Source organism: Pseudomonas sp. P4_B3 (assembly GCF_056402295.1).
In genome coordinates this window covers 38,398-57,036 of the sequence record NZ_JBFUHR010000012.1, presented here as the reverse complement: position 1 = coordinate 57,036, position 18,639 = coordinate 38,398, and the positions used below count along the sequence as shown (strand labels likewise).

At 60.3% G+C, this 18,639-nt stretch carries 14 protein-coding genes, 1 tRNA gene and 2 pseudogenes; 14 read left to right on the top strand and 3 right to left on the bottom strand.

The annotated features are described in order from the left end of the window. The first annotated feature begins 22 nt into the window (after positions 1-22). The 7 genes from infB to AC1DWG_RS15900 all read left to right on the top strand — a co-directional run bounded on the left by infB (position 23) and on the right by AC1DWG_RS15900 (position 7,408). Positions 23-2,548 (top strand): translation initiation factor IF-2, encoded by a 2,526-nt coding sequence (infB, locus tag AC1DWG_RS15930; protein ID WP_477763183.1) that lies wholly within the window; start codon positions 23-25, stop codon positions 2,546-2,548. 159 nt (positions 2,549-2,707) lie between these two features. Beyond that, the gene (gene rbfA / locus AC1DWG_RS15925) at positions 2,708-3,109 is read left to right on the top strand and encodes a 30S ribosome-binding factor RbfA (protein WP_007973108.1); all 402 of its coding nucleotides are present in this window, start codon (positions 2,708-2,710) and stop codon (positions 3,107-3,109) included. Positions 3,110-3,112: 3 nt separating this feature from the next. Beyond that, positions 3,113-4,030: a tRNA pseudouridine(55) synthase TruB gene (gene truB / locus AC1DWG_RS15920; protein WP_046038714.1), complete on the top strand. Its 918-nt coding sequence runs from the start codon at positions 3,113-3,115 to the stop codon at positions 4,028-4,030. A 143-nt stretch (positions 4,031-4,173) separates the two neighbouring features. Then, positions 4,174-4,443, top strand: a complete 270-nt coding sequence (gene rpsO / locus AC1DWG_RS15915) for a 30S ribosomal protein S15 (RefSeq protein WP_347910535.1) — start codon at positions 4,174-4,176, stop codon at positions 4,441-4,443. A gap of 206 nt (positions 4,444-4,649) precedes the next feature. Next, the gene (gene pnp / locus AC1DWG_RS15910; protein WP_477763184.1) at positions 4,650-6,755 is read left to right on the top strand and encodes a polyribonucleotide nucleotidyltransferase; all 2,106 of its coding nucleotides are present in this window, start codon (positions 4,650-4,652) and stop codon (positions 6,753-6,755) included. Positions 6,756-6,893: 138 nt separating this feature from the next. Beyond that, positions 6,894-6,969: transfer RNA gene (locus AC1DWG_RS15905), tRNA-Thr, on the top strand. A gap of 133 nt (positions 6,970-7,102) precedes the next feature. After that, positions 7,103-7,408, top strand: a complete 306-nt coding sequence (locus tag AC1DWG_RS15900; protein WP_223448135.1) for a DUF6388 family protein — start codon at positions 7,103-7,105, stop codon at positions 7,406-7,408. Between the two features lie 51 nt (positions 7,409-7,459). Here AC1DWG_RS15900 and nadC read toward each other — a convergent pair whose 3' ends face one another. Continuing rightward, complete coding sequence (nadC, locus tag AC1DWG_RS15895) at positions 7,460-8,308, bottom strand: carboxylating nicotinate-nucleotide diphosphorylase (protein WP_477763185.1); 849 nt, start codon at positions 8,306-8,308, stop codon at positions 7,460-7,462. 252 nt (positions 8,309-8,560) lie between these two features. Between nadC and ampD the strand changes: the two genes are divergently transcribed. From ampD to AC1DWG_RS15870, 5 genes and pseudogenes are all read left to right on the top strand, one after another. Beyond that, the gene (gene ampD, locus AC1DWG_RS15890) at positions 8,561-9,121 is read left to right on the top strand and encodes a 1,6-anhydro-N-acetylmuramyl-L-alanine amidase AmpD (protein WP_477763186.1); all 561 of its coding nucleotides are present in this window, start codon (positions 8,561-8,563) and stop codon (positions 9,119-9,121) included. After that, entirely contained in the window at positions 9,118-9,954 is an 837-nt protein-coding gene (gene ampE, locus AC1DWG_RS15885; protein WP_477763187.1) for a regulatory signaling modulator protein AmpE, read from the top strand. The genes ampD and ampE overlap by 4 nt, the downstream gene beginning before the upstream one ends. A gap of 230 nt (positions 9,955-10,184) precedes the next feature. Continuing rightward, positions 10,185-11,276 (top strand): annotated as a pseudogene (locus tag AC1DWG_RS15880) (methyl-accepting chemotaxis protein); the annotation flags it as partial. Positions 11,277-11,645: 369 nt separating this feature from the next. Further along, a pseudogene (locus tag AC1DWG_RS15875) lies at positions 11,646-12,182 on the top strand (methyl-accepting chemotaxis protein); the annotation flags it as partial. Positions 12,183-12,377: 195 nt separating this feature from the next. Then, positions 12,378-12,767 (top strand): hypothetical protein, encoded by a 390-nt coding sequence (locus AC1DWG_RS15870; RefSeq protein ID WP_477787982.1) that lies wholly within the window; start codon positions 12,378-12,380, stop codon positions 12,765-12,767. Here AC1DWG_RS15870 and AC1DWG_RS15865 read toward each other — a convergent pair whose 3' ends face one another. Both AC1DWG_RS15865 and cra read right to left on the bottom strand, forming a co-directional pair. Then, positions 12,768-13,544: a TatD family hydrolase gene (locus tag AC1DWG_RS15865; RefSeq protein WP_477787981.1), complete on the bottom strand. Its 777-nt coding sequence runs from the start codon at positions 13,542-13,544 to the stop codon at positions 12,768-12,770. It lies immediately after the preceding gene. A 3-nt stretch (positions 13,545-13,547) separates the two neighbouring features. Further along, a complete protein-coding gene (cra, locus tag AC1DWG_RS15860) occupies positions 13,548-14,543 on the bottom strand; it encodes a catabolite repressor/activator (protein ID WP_477763190.1) in 996 nt (331 codons plus the stop codon). 289 nt (positions 14,544-14,832) lie between these two features. Here cra and ptsP point away from each other — a divergent pair, with 289 nt between their 5' ends. Both ptsP and pfkB read left to right on the top strand, forming a co-directional pair. Then, entirely contained in the window at positions 14,833-17,694 is a 2,862-nt protein-coding gene (gene ptsP / locus AC1DWG_RS15855; protein ID WP_477763191.1) for a phosphoenolpyruvate--protein phosphotransferase, read from the top strand. Further along, entirely contained in the window at positions 17,694-18,635 is a 942-nt protein-coding gene (gene pfkB / locus AC1DWG_RS15850; protein WP_477787980.1) for a 1-phosphofructokinase, read from the top strand. The genes ptsP and pfkB overlap by 1 nt, the downstream gene beginning before the upstream one ends. Positions 18,636-18,639: the final 4 nt, after the last annotated feature.

Below are 18,639 nucleotides of genomic sequence, written 5' to 3'. Positions count from 1 at the left end.
CGCGGCCTGAGGAGAGAAGTGCATGACGCAAGTCACGGTGAAACAACTGGCCGATGAGGTCAAAACACCGGTAGAGCGCCTGTTGCAGCAGATGCGTGAGGCAGGTCTGCCGCACACCGCCGCCGAAGAACATGTGACTGACAGTGAGAAGCAATCGTTGCTGACTCACTTGAAAAGCAGCCACAAGGCGAAAGTGGAAGAACCACGCAAGATTACGCTGCAGCGTAAAACCACCAGCACCCTGCGTGTTGCTGGCAGCAAAAGCATCAGCGTTGAAGTACGCAAGAAGAAAGTCTTCGTACAGCGCAGCCCGGAAGAAATCGAAGCCGAGCGCAAGCGTGAACTGGATGAACGTCGCGCAGTAGAAAATGCTGCTCGTCAGAAGGCTGAAGAAGAAGCCAAGCGTCGCGCCGAAGAAGAAGCGCGTCGCCAGCCTGCTGCTGCGCCGACCGCTCAAGCCGTACCTGTTGCAGCGCCTGCTGTGGTGGCCGAGCCAGTTCGCGAAAGCGCACCGGTTGTGGCAGCCGCTCCAGCTCCTGCGGCCGATACCCGCAAGCGTGACGAACAGCGTCGTCCGGACAAGCCACGTGCCGACGACAACAGTCGTCGCGGTAGCGGCGATGGCGAGCGCAAAAACGCTCCGCATCGTGCTTCGGTCAAGGAAAAGGCGCCGGCTCCACGCGTCGCCCCACGTACTACCGACGAAGAAAGCGATGGCTTCCGTCGTGGTGGTCGTGGCAAGGCCAAGCTGAAGAAGCGCAACGCCCACGGTTTCCAGAGCCCGACCGGCCCTGTCGTGCGCGAAGTGAAGATCGGCGAGACCATCACTGTTGGCGATCTCGCCCAGCAGATGTCGGTGAAGGCTGCTGAAATCATCAAGTTCATGTTCAAACTGGGTACTCCAGCGACCATCAACCAGGTACTGGATCAGGAAACTGCTCAACTGGTTGCCGAAGAGCTGGGCCACAAAGTGACCCTGGTCAGCGACACCGCCCTGGAAGATTCCCTGGCCGAGTCCCTGAAGTTTGAAGGCGAGGCAGTTTCCCGTGCACCAGTCGTGACCGTAATGGGCCACGTTGACCACGGTAAGACTTCCCTGCTCGACTACATCCGTCGTGCCAAGGTAGCTGCTGGCGAAGCCGGCGGTATCACCCAGCACATCGGTGCGTACCACGTTGAAACCGACCGTGGCATGGTGACGTTCCTCGACACCCCTGGTCACGCCGCGTTTACCGCAATGCGTGCCCGTGGTGCCAAGGCGACCGACATCGTGATCCTGGTGGTGGCGGCGGACGACGGCGTGATGCCGCAGACCATCGAAGCTGTTCAGCATGCCAAGGCCGCGGGTGTTCCGCTGGTCGTCGCGGTGAACAAGATCGACAAGCCGGGCGCCGATCTCGATCGCATCCGTAGCGAATTGTCGGTTCACGGCGTGACGTCGGAAGAGTGGGGTGGTGACACGCCGTTCGTACCGGTCTCGGCGAAGATGGGTACTGGCGTCGACGAACTGCTCGAAGCTGTTCTGCTGCAAGCCGAAGTCCTGGAACTGACCGCAACTCCGTCGGCTCCTGGCCGTGGCGTCGTGGTTGAATCCCGTCTGGACAAGGGCCGTGGCCCGGTGGCTACCGTTCTGGTTCAAGACGGTACCCTGCGTCAGGGCGACATGGTCCTGGTCGGTTCGAACTATGGCCGCGTTCGCGCCATGCTCGACGAGAACGGCAAGCCAATCAAGGAAGCCGGTCCGGCCATCCCTGTCGAGATCCTCGGCCTGGACGGTACCCCGGATGCTGGCGACGAGATGAGCGTGGTTGCCGACGAGAAGAAAGCCCGTGAAGTGGCTCTGTTCCGTCAAGGCAAGTTCCGCGAAGTCAAACTGGCTCGCGCTCACGCCGGCAAGCTGGAAAACATCTTCGAAAACATGGGTCAGGAAGAGAAGAAGACGCTCAACATCGTCCTCAAATCCGACGTCCGTGGTTCGCTCGAAGCGTTGAACGGTGCCTTGAACGGCCTGGGTAACGACGAAGTGCAAGTGCGCGTGGTCGGTGGCGGCGTCGGTGGTATCACCGAATCCGATGCCAACCTGGCACTGGCCTCCAACGCTGTACTGTTCGGCTTCAACGTGCGTGCCGATGCCGGCGCGCGCAAGATCGTCGAGCAGGAAGGTCTGGACATGCGTTACTACAACGTGATCTACGACATCATCGAAGACGTCAAGAAAGCCCTGACCGGTATGCTCGGCAGCGATGTTCGCGAGAACATCCTGGGTATCGCCGAAGTGCGTGACGTGTTCCGTTCGCCGAAGTTTGGCGCGATCGCCGGTTGCATGGTTATCGAAGGTGTTGTGCACCGTAACCGTCCAATCCGTGTACTGCGTGAAGACATCGTTATCTTCGAAGGCGAGCTGGAATCCCTGCGCCGCTTCAAGGATGACGCTTCCGAAGTACGTGCCGGCATGGAATGCGGTATCGGCGTGAAGAGCTACAACGACGTTAAAGTCGGTGACAAGATCGAAGTCTTCGAGAAGGTGCAGGTTGCTCGCAGCCTCTAATTCGCGCACTTCAGGAGCCGTGACGGGTCGTCGCATGCAAATGCGCAGTTCGTCACCAGGACTCTAAACGCAACGCCCGGTCTGGCTTTTGTCAGGCCGGGCGTTTGCCGCTTTCAGACCTCACGGGTTTCACCGTGGGGCAGTAACAGGTAACAAGACATGGCAAAAGAATATAGCCGTACCCAACGCATCGGCGATCAGATGCAGCGTGAGCTGGCACAACTGATCCGTCGTGAAGTCAAAGACCCGCGCGTCGGCCTGGTCACCATTACCGCAGTGGAAGTCAGCCGTGACGTCGGTCACGCCAAGATCTTCATCACCGTGATGGGGCAGGACAGCGCCGAAGAAATCGCACAAAGCATCAAGGTGCTCAACTCCGCCGCCGGTTTCCTGCGCATGCAGCTGGCTCGCGAGATGAAGCTGCGCAGCGTTCCACAGTTGCACTTCCACTACGACGAAAGCGTCGTGCGTGGTGCGCATCTGTCGGCATTGATCGAGCGCGCAGTGGCTGAAGACAATCAGCATCCGGTTGCGGCAGAAGCCGAAGACACCAAGGAGTAATCGGTGGCTCAGGTCAAACGTATCCGTCGTAACGTCAGCGGCATTATCCTTCTCGACAAGCCGCTGGGGTTCACCTCCAACGCGGCCTTGCAGAAGGTTCGCTGGTTGCTGAACGCCGAAAAGGCCGGTCATACCGGCAGTCTCGATCCCTTGGCCACCGGCGTGTTGCCGCTGTGCTTCGGCGAAGCCACCAAGTTCTCGCAATACCTGCTCGACTCCGACAAGGGTTATGAAACCCTGGCGCAACTGGGCAAGACCACCACCACGGCGGATGCCGAAGGTGAAGTTTTGCAGGAGCGCCCGGTGACCGTTGGTCGCCCCGATGTCGAGGCGGTACTGCCGAAATTTCGTGGGCAAATCAGTCAGATACCGCCGATGTACTCGGCGCTCAAGCGTGATGGCCAGCCGCTGTACAAGCTGGCGCGTGCAGGCGAAGTAGTGGAGCGCGAACCGCGTTCTGTTACTATTACGCGCTTGGAATTGCTGGCCTTCGAAGGTGATACTGCGCGGCTGGCGGTGGATTGCACTAAAGGCACCTATATCCGCACCCTGGTGGAGGATATCGGTGAGCAACTCGGTTGTGGTGCTTACGTTGCAGAACTGCGACGTACCCAGGCCGGGCCATTCACCTTGGCGCAGACGGTTACCCTCGAAGAGCTGGAAGCGGTACATGCCGAAGGCGGCAACGAAGCGGTCGATCGCTTCCTGATGCCATCGGACAGCGGCCTGCTGGATTGGCCACTGTTGCAGTTCTCGGAAGCGAGTGCGTTCTACTGGCTCAACGGCCAGCCGGTACGTGCCCCGGATGCTCCGAAGTTCGGCATGGTGCGGGTACAGGATCACAATGGTCGCTTCATCGGTATCGGTGAAGTGAGCGAAGACGGGCGCATCGCGCCGCGTCGACTGATTCGGTCAGAATGACCGGAAACCAGCTTGTGACAAAGCAGGCTGGCGAGGGTGGCTGTCAACAGGCACGGTCACTACTCATTTTTAGATACAGGGATTTGTCCCTGGCCTGTTGAAACTGTTTTTCTGAAACAGTTTCCTGATAAAAGGATTGCCTCATGGCTCTCGACGTTCAAGAAAAAGCTCAAATCGTAACTGACTACCAGCAAGCTGTTGGTGACACCGGTTCGCCAGAAGTGCAAGTTGCACTGCTGACCGCCAACATCAACAAGCTGCAAGGTCACTTCAAGGCCAACGGTAAAGACCACCACTCCCGTCGTGGTCTGATCCGCATGGTTAACCAGCGTCGTAAGCTGCTGGACTACCTGAAAGGCAAGGATCTGGGTCGCTATCAGACTCTGATCGGTCGCCTGGGTCTGCGTCGCTAATAAGCGATTGCGCTAGAGGTTGGTTGTCTGTCGTGCACCAGTGGGTTTCCCGCCGGTGCATGGCAGGCTCCCAGCCTCAAGTTTTATCTGGATACCTGCTTTGCCTGAGTAACACCTGGACAAACCAGTCGGGCCGATTCCCGGCGTTGCCCAAGAATTTCGCAAGAAACCAGTTCCCCCAAGAGCCACAAAGAAGGTAGGACACCGTGAACCCGGTAATCAAAAAATTCCAGTTCGGTCAGTCGACCGTTACCCTCGAGACTGGCCGTATCGCCCGTCAGGCCTCCGGCGCAGTATTGGTCACCGTTGACGACGACGTCAGCGTATTGGTGACCGTAGTCGGTGCAAAACAAGCCGATCCAGGCAAGGGCTTCTTCCCTCTGTCTGTTCACTACCAGGAAAAGACTTACGCTGCCGGTAAGATCCCTGGCGGTTTCTTCAAGCGCGAAGGCCGTCCTTCCGAGAAAGAAACCCTGACTTCCCGACTGATCGACCGTCCGATCCGTCCGCTGTTCCCGGAAGGCTTCATGAACGAAGTGCAGGTTGTCTGCACCGTCGTTTCCACCAGCAAGAAGACCGATCCGGACATCGCTGCGATGATCGGTACCTCGGCTGCCCTGGCGATCTCCGGCATTCCTTTCGATGGCCCGATCGGCGCTGCCCGCGTTGCGTTCCACGAAAGCACCGGCTACCTGCTGAACCCGACTTACGAGCAACAGGCTGCTTCGAGCCTGGACATGGTCGTTGCCGGTACTTCGGACGCTGTGCTGATGGTTGAATCGGAAGCCAAAGAGCTGACCGAAGACCAGATGCTGGGCGCGGTACTGTTTGCTCACGACGAGTTCCAGGTTGTGATCAACGCTGTTAAAGAACTGGCTGCCGAAGCTGCCAAGCCAACCTGGACCTGGGCTCCTGCGCCAGAAGCCACCGAACTGCTGGGCGCTATTCGTGCCGAGTTCGGCGAAGCGATCTCCCAGGCCTACACCATCACCGTCAAGGCCGACCGCTACGCTCGCCTGGGCGAGTTGAAGGACCAGGTCGTTGCCAAGCTGTCCGGTGAAGACGGCCAGCCTTCTTCCAGCGAAGTCAAAGCCGCTTTCGGCGAAATCGAATACCGCACCGTTCGCGAAAACATCGTTAACGGCAAGCCACGTATCGACGGGCGCGACACCAAGACTGTACGTCCGCTGAACATCGAAGTCGGTGTTCTGCCGAAGACTCACGGTTCGGCCCTGTTCACCCGTGGTGAAACCCAGGCCCTGGTAGTCGCGACTCTGGGCACCGCCCGTGACGCACAGCTGCTGGACACCCTGGAAGGCGAGAAAAAAGACCCGTTCATGCTGCACTACAACTTCCCTCCGTTCTCGGTGGGCGAGTGTGGTCGCATGGGTGGCGCTGGTCGTCGTGAAATCGGTCACGGCCGTCTGGCCCGTCGTTCGGTTTCGGCCATGCTGCCTGCCGCTGACGTGTTCCCGTACACCATCCGCGTGGTTTCGGAAATCACCGAATCCAACGGTTCGAGCTCGATGGCTTCCGTTTGCGGCGCTTCCCTGGCCCTGATGGACGCTGGTGTGCCGATGAAGGCGCCGGTTGCCGGTATCGCCATGGGTCTGGTTAAAGAAGGCGAGAAATTCGCCGTCCTGACCGACATCCTGGGTGACGAAGACCACCTGGGCGACATGGACTTCAAGGTAGCCGGTACCGCCAAAGGCGTCACCGCGCTGCAGATGGACATCAAGATCAAGGGCATCACCGAAGAAATCATGGAGATCGCTCTGGGCCAAGCCCTGGAAGCGCGCCTGAACATCCTCGGCCAGATGAACCAGATCATTGGCCAGTCGCGTACCGAACTGTCGGCCAACGCTCCGACCATGATCGCGATGAAGATCGATACCGACAAGATCCGTGACGTTATCGGTAAAGGCGGCGCGACCATTCGTGCGATCTGCGAAGAGACCAAGGCTTCGATCGACATCGAAGACGACGGCTCGATCAAGATCTTCGGCGAAACCAAGGAAGCGGCAGAAGCTGCTCGTCAGCGCGTTCTGGGCATCACCGCTGAAGCCGAAATCGGCAAGATCTACGTGGGCAAGGTTGAACGCATCGTCGACTTCGGCGCATTCGTCAACATCCTGCCAGGCAAGGACGGTCTGGTTCACATCTCCATGCTGAGCGACGCTCGCGTCGAGAAAGTGACCGACATCCTGAAAGAAGGCCAGGAAGTGGAAGTGCTGGTACTGGACGTGGACAACCGCGGCCGTATCAAGCTGTCCATCAAAGACGTGGCAGCAGCCAAGGCTTCGGGCGTTTAATCGCGCCTCACGCCTGACCGCTTCAACGTTGTAAAAAATGCCCCGCCGTGAAAACGAAGGGGCATTTTTTTGTCTGTAGGAAATTGAGACGTTCCAGAAGTTGCCTGCCCCTGAAGTCAGTGCTAGGTTTAGCCCACCGCCCGTGTAGCTCAGCCGGTAGAGCAGCGCACTCGTAACGCGAAGGTCGCAGGTTCGATTCCTGTCTCGGGCACCAGCAAGACTTGTTTTCAGATGATCCCGAATGGTTCTGAAGGCCAGACAAACCGCGCTTCATACGGTTTTTTTGCGTCAGAGAGATCCTTGATGATCCATATCCATCTTCCATTCCCCAGATCAACGAGAACGTCATGACAATAAAAGAATTGACCCAAGAAGCCAGACACGAAGAAGCACTGAAAAAGTACGTGCTGGATGTGCCGGATCTGATGGAAGAGATCAAGGACCTGAGTGCCGATGATCAGAAGGACCAGATTCAGTGGGCGTTTGAGGATGAAGCCGAAGCCCAGGGCTTGCAGCCGTGGGAGTTGAGCCTCAAATACACCTCGACACCAGAAGAGTACGAGACAGAACGCCTGAAGCTGCATAAAGAAGCGGCCGAGGTGCTAGGTGTCGAGTGGGAAGAGTACTGCGAGATGAACAATCTGGTGGTTTGAACAAAAACGCCAGCCTCAATGGGGCTGGCGTTTTTCATTGCACAAGAGCGATCAGATGCTCAGGCGCATCGAAAGGTCTACAGCCTTCACATCCTTGGTCATCGCGCCAATCGAAATGTAATCCACCCCGGTCCGGGCAATCGGTAGCAACGTACTTTCGTTGATCCCGCCGCTGGCCTCCAGTTTGGCCTTGCCGGCATTCAGGCGCACGGCTTCGCGCATATCGTCCAGGCTCAGTTCGTCGAGCATGATGATGTCGGCACCGGCCGTCAGCGCTTCTTTCAGTTCATCCAGGCTTTCCACTTCAATCTCGACCGGTTTTCCCGGGGCAATCTTGTGCGCGGCGGCGATGGCCTGGGCGATGCCGCCGCTGGCGGCGATGTGGTTTTCCTTGATCAGGAAGGCGTCATACAGGCCGATGCGGTGGTTATGGCAACCGCCGCAGGTCACGGCGTACTTTTGCGCCAGGCGCAGCCCCGGTAGCGTTTTACGAGTGTCGAGCAGTTTGACCTGAGTCTCGGCCACGAAGTCCGCCAGGTATTGCGCGCGGGTCGCCACGCCGGAGAGCAATTGCAGGAAGTTCAGGGCGCTGCGTTCGCCAGTCAGCAGTGAGCGTGCAGGGCCTTCGAGGTGGAACAGCACCTGGTTGGGCGTCACCCGTTCACCGTCGGCAACCTGCCAGTGCACCGCCACCCGTGGATCCAGTTGCCGAAACACGGCATCTACCCAGGCGGTGCCGCTGATGACGGCCGCGTCGCGGGTAATGATGGTGGCTTTGGCCAGGCGTTCAGCCGGGATCAACTGCGCGGTGATGTCGCCGCTGCCGATGTCTTCGCGCAACGCACGGCGCACGTTGGCTTCGATTTCGGCGGTCAGATCGGCGAGACGTAGATTCGGCATAACGGACTCCACAAACAAAGTGGCTCGATTATAGGGCCATGGCAGCGACCAACCCAAGGCATCAGCGCGTTACATTGGTGCTGGCGCCTGCATTTGGTCGAATCCCTGTCGTTGTCGGCGTAGGCCGTCGATTCCGAACAAACGCCAGTTTGAGATCGGCAACCTCCAGCGCCTCAATCGCGGCAAGTGATCGCGCCCCGGGGGATTATCACGGCATACTGTGTCAACTCAGTCGATGTCGAAGGAATATGTATGCAGTTGGACCCCGCGAGCGGTTGGATTCAGGGTGTGCATGTCTGCCCCTCACCCAACTTCAATGCGCGCCCCACAGGCGAAATTTCCCTGCTGGTGATCCACAACATCAGCCTGCCACCGGCGCAGTTCGCCACCGGTAAGGTGCAGGAGTTTTTCCAGAATCGTCTGGATGTCACCGAACATCCCTATTTTGAAGGGATCGCGGATTTGCGGGTGTCCGCGCACTTTCTGATTGAGCGTGACGGTACCGTCACCCAGTTCGTTTCATGCCTTGAGCGTGCTTGGCATGCGGGTGTTTCGAGCTTCGAGGGACGGGAAACCTGTAACGATTTTTCCGTGGGCATCGAACTGGAAGGCACGGATGATCAGCCGTTCGCCGACGCGCAATACAGCGCGTTGACAGCCCTGACCCGCCAGTTGCAGCAGGCGTTCACGGCAATCACCACAGAGCGCATCTGCGGGCACAGCGACATTGCACCGGGGCGCAAAACCGATCCAGGGCCGGCGTTCGACTGGGCACGCTATCGTGCCGCCCTGGCACAAGAGGAAGGACGATGAGTTTTCTGGTGTTGCTGTTGGCGGTGTGGATCGAGAAGTTCTCGGCCTTGCGTCATCGGGTTCAGCGTGACAGTGGCTGGACACAGGAGCTGAACAAGCTTGAGGCCAGCCCGCGACTTTCGGGCCGGCCCTGGCTGGTGTTGTCGGTACTGGTCTTGTTGCCGGTGGCGTTGCTGGGTTTGCTGCTGGTCATCATCGAGCCGGTGGCCTACGGGTTGCTGGCGTTGCCGATTCATTTGCTGGTGGTGATTTACAGCCTGGGGCGCGGTGATCTGCTGGGCGATCTCGGGCCGTTCCGCGATGCCTGGCGTCGGGAGGACCTGCAAGCAGCAGCCCATGTCGCCAAGCGCGATCTGGACATTTGCGCCGACAGTGGCGAGCAACTGCTGGAACAGGTCGAAGGGCATTTGCTGTGGGAGGCCTACCATAGTTTTTTTGCGGTGATTTTCTGGTACTTCCTGTTGGGTCCGGTCGCCGCGCTGAGCTATCGGTTGCTGGCGCTGGCCGAAGAACACGGAAAAAACCCGGCGGTGGTCGAACGCGCCGGGCAACTGCGTCACGCCTTCGACTGGGGGCCGGTGCGTCTGCTGGCGGCGAGCCTGGCATTGGTCGGCAATTTTGTCGCGGTCAGCCGGGTCATGCTGCATGAGCTGCTGAACTGGAACATCAGCGCCGCGCAATTGATCGTGAAAGTCGGGCTGGTGGCCGGTGAAATTCCGGCGCCGGTGGCTGGCGCAGAAGGTATCAACAACCTGGACCGCATCTGGGAACTGCTGCTGCGTGCCGCAGTGCTCTGGTATGCCGGGTTTGCGCTGTGGACGGTCCTGCCTTAGCGCTGTAGTCAGAAATCAGAGCAAGCTCCCTCGCCACAGGGCGATCACTTATCCGAAGTGCTTCGCCCTGTCGTTAACCTTAAGTTACAAAACCCCCTGCCGATTTAAGTTATACAGAGATAGCGCTGAATAGTGGCTATCTGCCGCCCGTCTGCGCCTGCCAATAAAAAAAATAAGAAATCGAAGGGAGACATCCAGTGAAGAGCTTGCTCTATCCCGCTGTCGCACTGATGAACCGCCTGAGCTTCGGCATGAAGTTCAGCCTGATCAGCGTACTGTTCCTGGTGCCGATGCTGGTGACCAACTTCTATCTGGTACGTGACTCCTACCGCGAGTTCCAGGGCACTCGCATCGAACTGCAAAGTCTCGACCTGTTGGGCAGCAGCCTGACGTTGCGGCGCGATCTGGAAACCCTGAACAACCTGGTGCAGATCGATGTCAGCCTCGGCCAGTCCGGCAAGGCCAGCAATGTCGAATCGAAAATCAGCGCCCTTGAGCAGAATATTCTGACTCGCCTGCAAGGGCTGACGGCAATGACCAGCGACCCGGAGCAGGTCGCGGTGTTTGATGGCAAACGCGATGAAATGATCGCCGCGTTCAAGGCCCAGCAAACGGAAAACTCCCTGCAAAGCAAAAGTGCCCTGATTGGCAAACTGGTCGGCAGCGCGCAGATTTTCAGCCAGCTCATCACCAGCCAGGCCGGCCTCAGTCGCGACAATCAGAGCGACATGCGCCAGTTGAGCGAGCTGGTCACCCTCGTCACGCCACGTGTCACCCAGATCCTGGGCGAAGGTCGGGCAATGGGTTCCTATTCGTTGGGGCAGGGTTTCATCAACTCGGCTTCGAGTACCCGTTTCGATGAATTGCTGGCGCAGATTGAAAAGCTCCAGGCCGAGTATGGCCTGAAACTGCAGGATGCCCTGGGTTCCAGCAAAGCCGCACGCGATACCTTGGCCGCTCAGGCCGATAGCAGCCGGGCATCCTTGAAGAAAGCCAGCGAGCTGTTTGAAGAACAAGTGGTCATGGCCGATACCCTCGACGCGCCGTGGCAGGGCTTTTACGATCAGGTCAGCGCCCTGATGGACCAGACCTACCAACTCAACGAGGCGACCCTGAAGTATATGGGCCCGCAGTTGCAGCAACGCCTGGGCCAGAACCGTACGCACATGGTCTTGCAGGCCGTGGCGTTGTCAGTCGTATTTGTATTGATCTTTTATCTCTACGGCGCTTTCTATGTCTCGACCCGCACCACGCTCAAGCGCCTGGGGGCGGTGATGGACAAGGTGGCGGCCGGCGACATGACCGTGACCTTCAGCGCCCACAGCCGCGATGAACTGGGGGAGCTGGGCGAGGTGTTCAACGGCACGGTGAAAAAAATCCATGACCTGATCGAGCGGGTGGGGCAGACCGTCAGCGAAGTCGAGCGTCAGGCCGGGCAAGTGGAAAATGTTTCCGCGCAAAGCAACCAGGCCGTCGCCGGGCAGCGCACGCAAATCGAGCAAGTGGCCGCGGCGATGAACCAGATGTCGGCCACTTCCCAGGAGGTCGCGCGCAGTGCCGCCGCGGCGGTGAGCAGTGCCCACAGTGTCAACGACGAAACCATCAGTGGTCGCGGCTTGGTGGAGTCGCAGCAAGGCAGCATTGCCGCGCTGGCCAGCGAGATCGATCAATCGGTGCGGGTGATCAATCAACTGGCCAACGACAGCCAGTCCATCAGCCGCGTGCTCGACGTGATCAAGAGCATCGCCGAGCAGACCAACCTGCTGGCGCTCAATGCCGCCATCGAGGCCGCACGGGCCGGTGAGCAGGGCCGTGGTTTCGCCGTGGTAGCCGATGAAGTCCGGACCCTGGCCAAACGGACCCAGCAATCGACCGAAGAAATCGAGCAGATGATCGCCAGGCTTCATGGCGGTGTCGGCGCGGCGGTCAAGGCCATGGGCACCAGCCATGAAATGGCCAACGGCACGGTGGGGCAGTCGGAGAAGGTCCAGCGGGCGCTGGAAAACATCCTGGGCGCGGTCGGCATGATCGTCGACCAGAACCAGCAGATTGCCGCCGCCGTGGAGCAACAAACCGCCGTAGCCCACGACATCGACCAGAACATCGTCGAGATCAATCGCGCCGGCGAGCGTACCGCTGAAGGTGCACATCAGACCGAAGATGCCAGCCGGGCGTTGTCGGCCCAGGTCGTGGAGTTGAAACAGTTGATCAGTGCATTCCGGGTCTGAAAGACTGCTCGGGAACCCTGTGTGCGAGCTTGCTCCGGGCGGCGATCCCGCTCCCACGTTTTGGTGTACTGTCGGAAAGTTTCGTAATACTTTTTCCTTTTCCAGGTGAGAATGCTCCTGATTCTTTCCGCGCGCTGGATTTTGGATGTCAATCAAGGAAGAGTGACGCGGCTTACTTCATGGAGGAACTTGGTTATGTCTGTTGCAACATCAGGAGTCCAGGGACGCTGTGCGCATTGTCAGCGCACATTGCGGCTTCAACCCTGGCAGCTCAACGCCATTGCGATCAATGAGGCGTTTGCCTGTGCCCACTGCCAGAAACACGTTCAGTTACGTTGTCCGGAACAGTTCAGGCGCTTCAAGTCGCTCGACTCTTTTTCGCTGTTGCGCGCCAGCTTGCGGGTGATGGTCTGCACTGCTTTGCTGGTGGCGTTGGTGATGGAGTGGGTGGGAATGCTCAGCGTCATCGAACAGCTGAATGCTTCGCTGATCGTCATATTCGTGTACTTCGCGGTGATCCGTTATTTCCGCCGGCGCCAGCACCTGACGCTGATCCTGGAAGCCGCAAGGGCTCACGTCGACTGATTACCAGCCGAATACTTCGCAGCTGTTGGCGGTGCTGGCAGCCGCTAGTCGTTGCGGGCTGATCGCCATCCATTGCGCCAGTGCCGTGCAGATCGCCGGCAAGTGTGCCGGACTGTTGCGCTGGCCGGGGAACATGGCTGGGGCCATGTCCGGCGAGTCGGTTTCCAGCACCACCGAATCCAGCGGCAGTTCGCCGAGCACGCGGTGCATGCGCAGCGCCTGCGGCCAGGTCGGGGCACCACCAAGGCCGAGCTTGAAACCGAGCTTGATGTATTCCCGCGCTTCTTCCTTGCTACCTGCGAAGGCGTGGATGATGCCGGCCCGTTTCAAGCGAAACCGTTTGAGCGTGGCAATCACCGCCGCATGGCTACGCCGCACATGGATCAATGCCGGAAGATTGAAATCCACCGCCAGTTGCAATTGCGCCTCGAACAATGCCTGCTGGCGGTCGCGGTCCAGGGTTTCGATGAAGTAGTCCAGGCCGATCTCGCCCACCGCACACAATTGCCGATGGCCAGCCAGACGGGTCAGCCAGTCACTGAGTTCGCTCAGGTGTTGCGGTCGATGATCGTCCAGGTACACCGGGTGCAATCCGAACGCGGCGTGCAGGTCGGGATCACTCTGCACCAGCTCCCAGACCCGCTGCCAATTGGCCTGATAAACCCCCAGCACCACGATCCGCCGCACCCCCAGGGCGCGGCTTTCGGCCAGCAGCGCCTGACGGTCGGCGTCGAAGTCCGGAAAATCCAGATGGGTGTGGGTGTCGATCAGCTCCACGGTTCAATCCTGGCGAATACGCTGCTTGAACGTGCGCGGGATGGCTTGCACGCCGGGCCGGTAATCCGACTGCTCGATGGCTGCCAGGGCCAGCGCGAGGACCTTGTCTGCGATCAGCTGATGTTGCTGGGCCATGGCGTTGACCGGCAGTGGCAGGAAGTCCAGTAACTGGGTATCGCCGAACGTGCCGAGGCGTAGCGGGCGGTTTCTCAGCGGGAAGTCGTGCAGCGCATCGAACACGCCCTGAAGCAGCACGTAGGAGGTGGTCACCAGGGCATCGGGTAAATGGCCCAGGCGCTGCAGCAACTCGTCCATCAATTGTTTGCCGCACTCGCGACTGAAGGATTCGCCTTCTTCGATCAGCACTTCCCCGTTGAACCCGACGAGGGCCTCTTTGAAGCCAGCGGCACGTTCCCGGCTGATGCTCAGCTCTGGGCGGGCGCCGATCAGCGCGATGTGCCTGGGCAGCGGTTCCAGCAGGCTGCGGGTCAGTTGCAGGCTGGCCTCGCGGTCGTCGCTGATCACCGAACAGAAATGCTCGGGCTCCATGACCCGGTCGATGGCGATGATCGGAAGGCCCTTGGCCTGCAATTGGCGATAGCTGTCGTCGCCGGTCGGCAGGCAACTGGCAACGATCAGTGCGTCGCAGCGCCGGGCGCGGAACAGTTGCAGCAATTGCCGTTCGCTGTCCGGTGCATCGTCGGAACTGGCGATCAGCAACTGATAGCCCCGGGCTCGCGCACCTTGTTCCAGCAATTTGGCGATTCGCGCGTAACTGGGGTTTTCCAGATCCGGCAGAATGAACCCCAATGTGCGCGTGTGTCGGCTGCGCAAGCCAGCGGCCTGTGGGTTAGGCGTGAAGCCATGCAGTTCGACGACTGCGCGCACGCGTTCGACGGTGGCGCTGCTGATGCGCTGTTGTTCGGCCTTGCCATTGATGACATAGCTGGCGGTGGTGACGGACACACCGGCCAACTGGGCGATATCACTGAGTTTCAACCCGCTGTTTCCTTGTTTTTTCGAGATTGCCTCGACATTTTCGTCAATCCTAACCGATTAAGGCAGGCGACCATTGTCGCAACGCATCCGACAAGTTGAGCTTCAAGGATGGGACATTATCGAGTAACGTGCCATTCATTCTAGATTAAACGTTTCAGCAAGCGTATTTTCTACGTTAGAGGCGCCTTTGGCCGGTTCTGCCGTGAAACCGCCAAAATGACGACCAAGCGTCTGAGCTGGCTCATTCAAAACAATACCTGGCGTCCCAAGGCGCCAAAAAGGAGAACACATGCTCGAGCTCACTGTAGAGCAGATTTCCATGGGCCAGTCGGCTGTGGATAAATCCGCAGCGCTGCAATTGCTGGCCCGGCATCTGGTCGCCGACGGCCTGGTTGCCGAGGGCTATCTCGCCGGTTTGCAGGCGCGGGAGGCCCAAGGCTCGACCTTTCTCGGTCAAGGTATTGCCATCCCCCACGGTACGCCCGAAACCCGCGACCTGGTGTTCACCACCGGTGTGCGCCTGATGCAGTTCCCCGATGGCGTGGACTGGGGCGATGGTCATATCGTTTACCTGGCGATCGGTATCGCCGCCAAATCCGATGAACACCTGCGCCTGTTGCAATTGCTGACCCGCGCCCTCGGCGAGACGGATCTGGGCCAGGCCCTGCGTCGCGCCGGTTCCGCCGAAGCATTGCTGAAGTTGCTGCAAGGCGCGCCGCAGGAGCTGGCGCTGGATGCGCAGATGATCGGCCTGGGTGTGGCGGCCGAAGATTTCGAAGAGCTGGTCTGGCGCGGCGCACGTCTGTTGCGGCAGGCCGACTGCGTGAGCAACGGTTTCTCCGCCGTGCTGCAGCAGGTTGAAGCGCTGCCCCTGGGCGATGGCCTGTGGTGGTTGCACAGCGAGCAAACGGTGAAGCGCCCTGGCCTTGCCTTCGTCACCCCGGACAAACCGCTGCGCTATCTCGGCCAGCCACTCAATGGACTGTTCTGCCTGGCCAGCCTTGGTGAGGCCCATCAAGCGCTGCTCGAACGCCTGTGCGCGTTGTTGATCGAAGGGCGTGGCCATGAGTTGGGACGCGCCACCAGCAGCCGCAAAGTCCTCGAAGTGCTCGGTGGTGAAGTGCCCGCCGACTGGCCCAGCGCGCGAATTGCATTGGCCAACGCCCACGGTTTGCATGCGCGGCCGGCGAAAATCCTCGCGCAACTGGCAAAGAGTTTTGAAGGTGACATCCGCGTGCGCATTGTCGATGGTCACGACAGCGCGGTGTCGGTAAAGAGTTTGAGCAAGTTGCTCAGCCTCGGCGCCCGTCGGGGACAGGTTCTGGAAATCATTGCCGAACCGGGCATCGCGGCTGATGCGTTGCCGGCCTTGTTGGCCGCCATCGAAGAAGGCCTCGGTGAGGAAGTCGAGCCGCTGCCGCCAGTAAGCCAGGCACGCGAAGTCGTTGCCGATATGGCCGAAGTGGTCCTCGCCCCGGTGTCAGGCAGCGTGGTCCAGGCGATTGCCGCCGCCCCGGGGATTGCCATCGGCCCGGCGCATATTCAAGTGCTGCAAACCATCGATTACCCGTTGCGCGGCGAGTCCGCCGGCATCGAGCGTGAGCGTCTCCAGCACGCCCTGGCGCAGGTGCGTCGTGACATTCAGGGCCTGATCGAGCGCAGCAAGAGCAAAGCCATCCGCGAAATCTTCATCACCCACCAAGAGATGCTCGACGACCCGGAACTGACCGATGAGGTCGATGCGCGCCTCAAGCAGGGCGAAAGCGCCCAGGCGGCGTGGATGGCTGTGATTGAGGCGGCGGCCCGGCAGCAGGAAGCGTTGCAGGATGCCTTGCTGGCCGAGCGCGCAGCCGACTTGCGCGACATCGGGCGCCGGGTGCTGATGCAGCTCAGTGGCATCGAAACCCCGAGCGAACCAGATCAACCGTACATTCTGGTGATGGACGAGGTTGGCCCGTCCGACGTCGCGCGTCTGGATCCGGCTCGCGTGGCCGGGATTCTCACCGCCCGGGGTGGCGCTACGGCGCACAGTGCGATTGTTGCCCGGGCCTTGGGCATTCCGGCACTGGTCGGCGCCGGCCCCGGCGTGTTGCTGCTGGCGCCGGGTACGCCATTGCTGCTCGATGGCCAGCGGGGTCGCCTGCATGTGGACGCCGACGCGGCGACCTTGCAGCGCGCCACCGCCGAGCGCGATACCCGCGAGCAACGCTTGAAGGCGGCTGCTGAACGGCGCCATCAACCGGCGCTGACCACCGATGGCCACGCCGTAGAAGTGTTCGCCAACATTGGTGAAAGCGCTGGCGTGACCGGCGCGGTGGAGCAGGGCGCCGAAGGCATTGGCCTGTTGCGCACCGAACTGATTTTCATGGCCCACTCACAAGCGCCCGACGAAGCGACCCAGGAAGTCGAGTACCGCCGCGTCCTCGACGGTCTGGCCGGGCGGCCGCTGGTGGTGCGCACTCTCGATGTCGGTGGCGACAAACCGCTGCCGTACTGGCCGATTGCGAAGGAAGAAAACCCCTTCCTCGGCGTGCGTGGCATTCGCCTGACCTTGCAGCGCCCGCAGATCATGGAAGCGCAATTGCGCGCCTTGCTGCGGGCGGCCGACAACCGGCCGCTGCGGATCATGTTCCCGATGGTGGGCAGTGTTGACGAGTGGCGCCAGGCCCGTGACATGACCGAACGTCTGCGCCAGGAAATCCCGGTCGCCGACCTGCAACTGGGGATCATGATCGAAGTGCCATCGGCGGCATTGCTGGCGCCGGTGCTGGCCAAAGAGGTCGACTTTTTCAGTGTCGGTACCAACGACCTGACCCAATACACCCTGGCCATCGACCGTGGCCATCCGACGCTGTCGGCCCAGGCCGATGGTTTGCATCCGGCGGTGCTGCAACTGATCGACATCACCGTGCGCGCGGCCCATGCTCACGGTAAGTGGGTCGGTGTGTGCGGTGAGCTGGCGGCCGACCCGCTGGCGGTGCCGGTGCTGGTCGGCCTCGGGGTGGATGAACTCAGCGTCGGGGCACGCAGCATTGCCGAGGTCAAGGCGCGGATTCGCGAACTAGACTTCACTCAGACTCAAACCCTTGCCCGACAGGCCCTGGCCGTGGGCAGCGCCAATGAAGTGCGCGCATTAGTGGAGGCCCTGTAATGGCCCGGATACTTACCTTGACCCTTAACCCGGCGCTGGACCTGACCGTCCAGTTGCCGCGCCTTGAAGCCGGCCAGGTCAACCGCAGCGAGGTGATGCACACCCACGCCGCCGGTAAAGGCGTGAACGTGGCGCAAGTGTTGGCGGACCTCGGTCACCAGCTGACTGTCAGTGGCTTTCTCGGTGAGGACAACCTGCAAGCGTTCGAAACATTGTTCGCCAACCGCGGTTTTGTCGATGCCTTCATCCGCGTTCCGGGTGAAACCCGCAGCAATATCAAACTGGCGGAAAGCGACGGCCGCATCACCGACATCAACGGGCCGGGGCCGCAGGTCAGCGAAGCGGCGCAGCAGGCCTTGATGGATCGACTGGAGCAGATTGCCCCGGGCCATGATGCGGTGGTGGTTGCCGGCAGTTTGCCGTTGGGCGTCAGTGCGCAGTGGTTGCAGGCGTTGATTTTGCGCTTGAAGAAGTTGGGCTTGAACGTCGCCCTCGACACCAGCGGCGAGGCGTTGCGTGCAGCGCTGAAAGCGGGACCGTGGCTCATCAAACCCAACACTGAAGAGCTGGCCGAAGTATTGGATTGCGAGGTCGTCTCGGTCAGTGCCCAGGCCTTGGCGGCGGAGCGCTTGCACGCCCAGGGCATCGAGCATGTGGTGATTTCCCATGGTGCCGAGGGTGTGAACTGGTTCAGCGTCGGTTCGGCACTGCATGCCACTCCGCCCAGGGTCAGTGTCGCCAGTACGGTGGGCGCGGGCGACTCATTGCTGGCGGGGATGCTCCACGGTTTGCTCAGTGCCGATACGCCGGAGCAGACCTTGCGCACCGCCACGGCGATTGCCGCGATGGCAGTGACCCAGATCGGATTCGGCATTGGCGATGCAGCGCAACTGGCGCAGCTCGAACAGGGTGTGCGCGTGCGTCCCCTGACAGAACAATAAGAGG

Coding starts and splice junctions, on each gene's coding strand:
- infB (WP_477763183.1), top strand. CDS start 23: ATGACGCAAGTCACGGTGAAACAACTGGCCGATGAGGTCAAAACACCG.
- rbfA (WP_007973108.1), top strand. CDS start 2,708: ATGGCAAAAGAATATAGCCGTACCCAACGCATCGGCGATCAGATGCAG.
- rpsO (WP_347910535.1), top strand. CDS start 4,174: ATGGCTCTCGACGTTCAAGAAAAAGCTCAAATCGTAACTGACTACCAG.
- AC1DWG_RS15900 (WP_223448135.1), top strand. CDS start 7,103: ATGACAATAAAAGAATTGACCCAAGAAGCCAGACACGAAGAAGCACTG.
- nadC (WP_477763185.1), bottom strand. CDS start 8,308: ATGCCGAATCTACGTCTCGCCGATCTGACCGCCGAAATCGAAGCCAAC.
- ampD (WP_477763186.1), top strand. CDS start 8,561: ATGCAGTTGGACCCCGCGAGCGGTTGGATTCAGGGTGTGCATGTCTGC.
- ampE (WP_477763187.1), top strand. CDS start 9,118: ATGAGTTTTCTGGTGTTGCTGTTGGCGGTGTGGATCGAGAAGTTCTCG.
- AC1DWG_RS15870 (WP_477787982.1), top strand. CDS start 12,378: ATGTCTGTTGCAACATCAGGAGTCCAGGGACGCTGTGCGCATTGTCAG.
- ptsP (WP_477763191.1), top strand. CDS start 14,833: ATGCTCGAGCTCACTGTAGAGCAGATTTCCATGGGCCAGTCGGCTGTG.
- pfkB (WP_477787980.1), top strand. CDS start 17,694: ATGGCCCGGATACTTACCTTGACCCTTAACCCGGCGCTGGACCTGACC.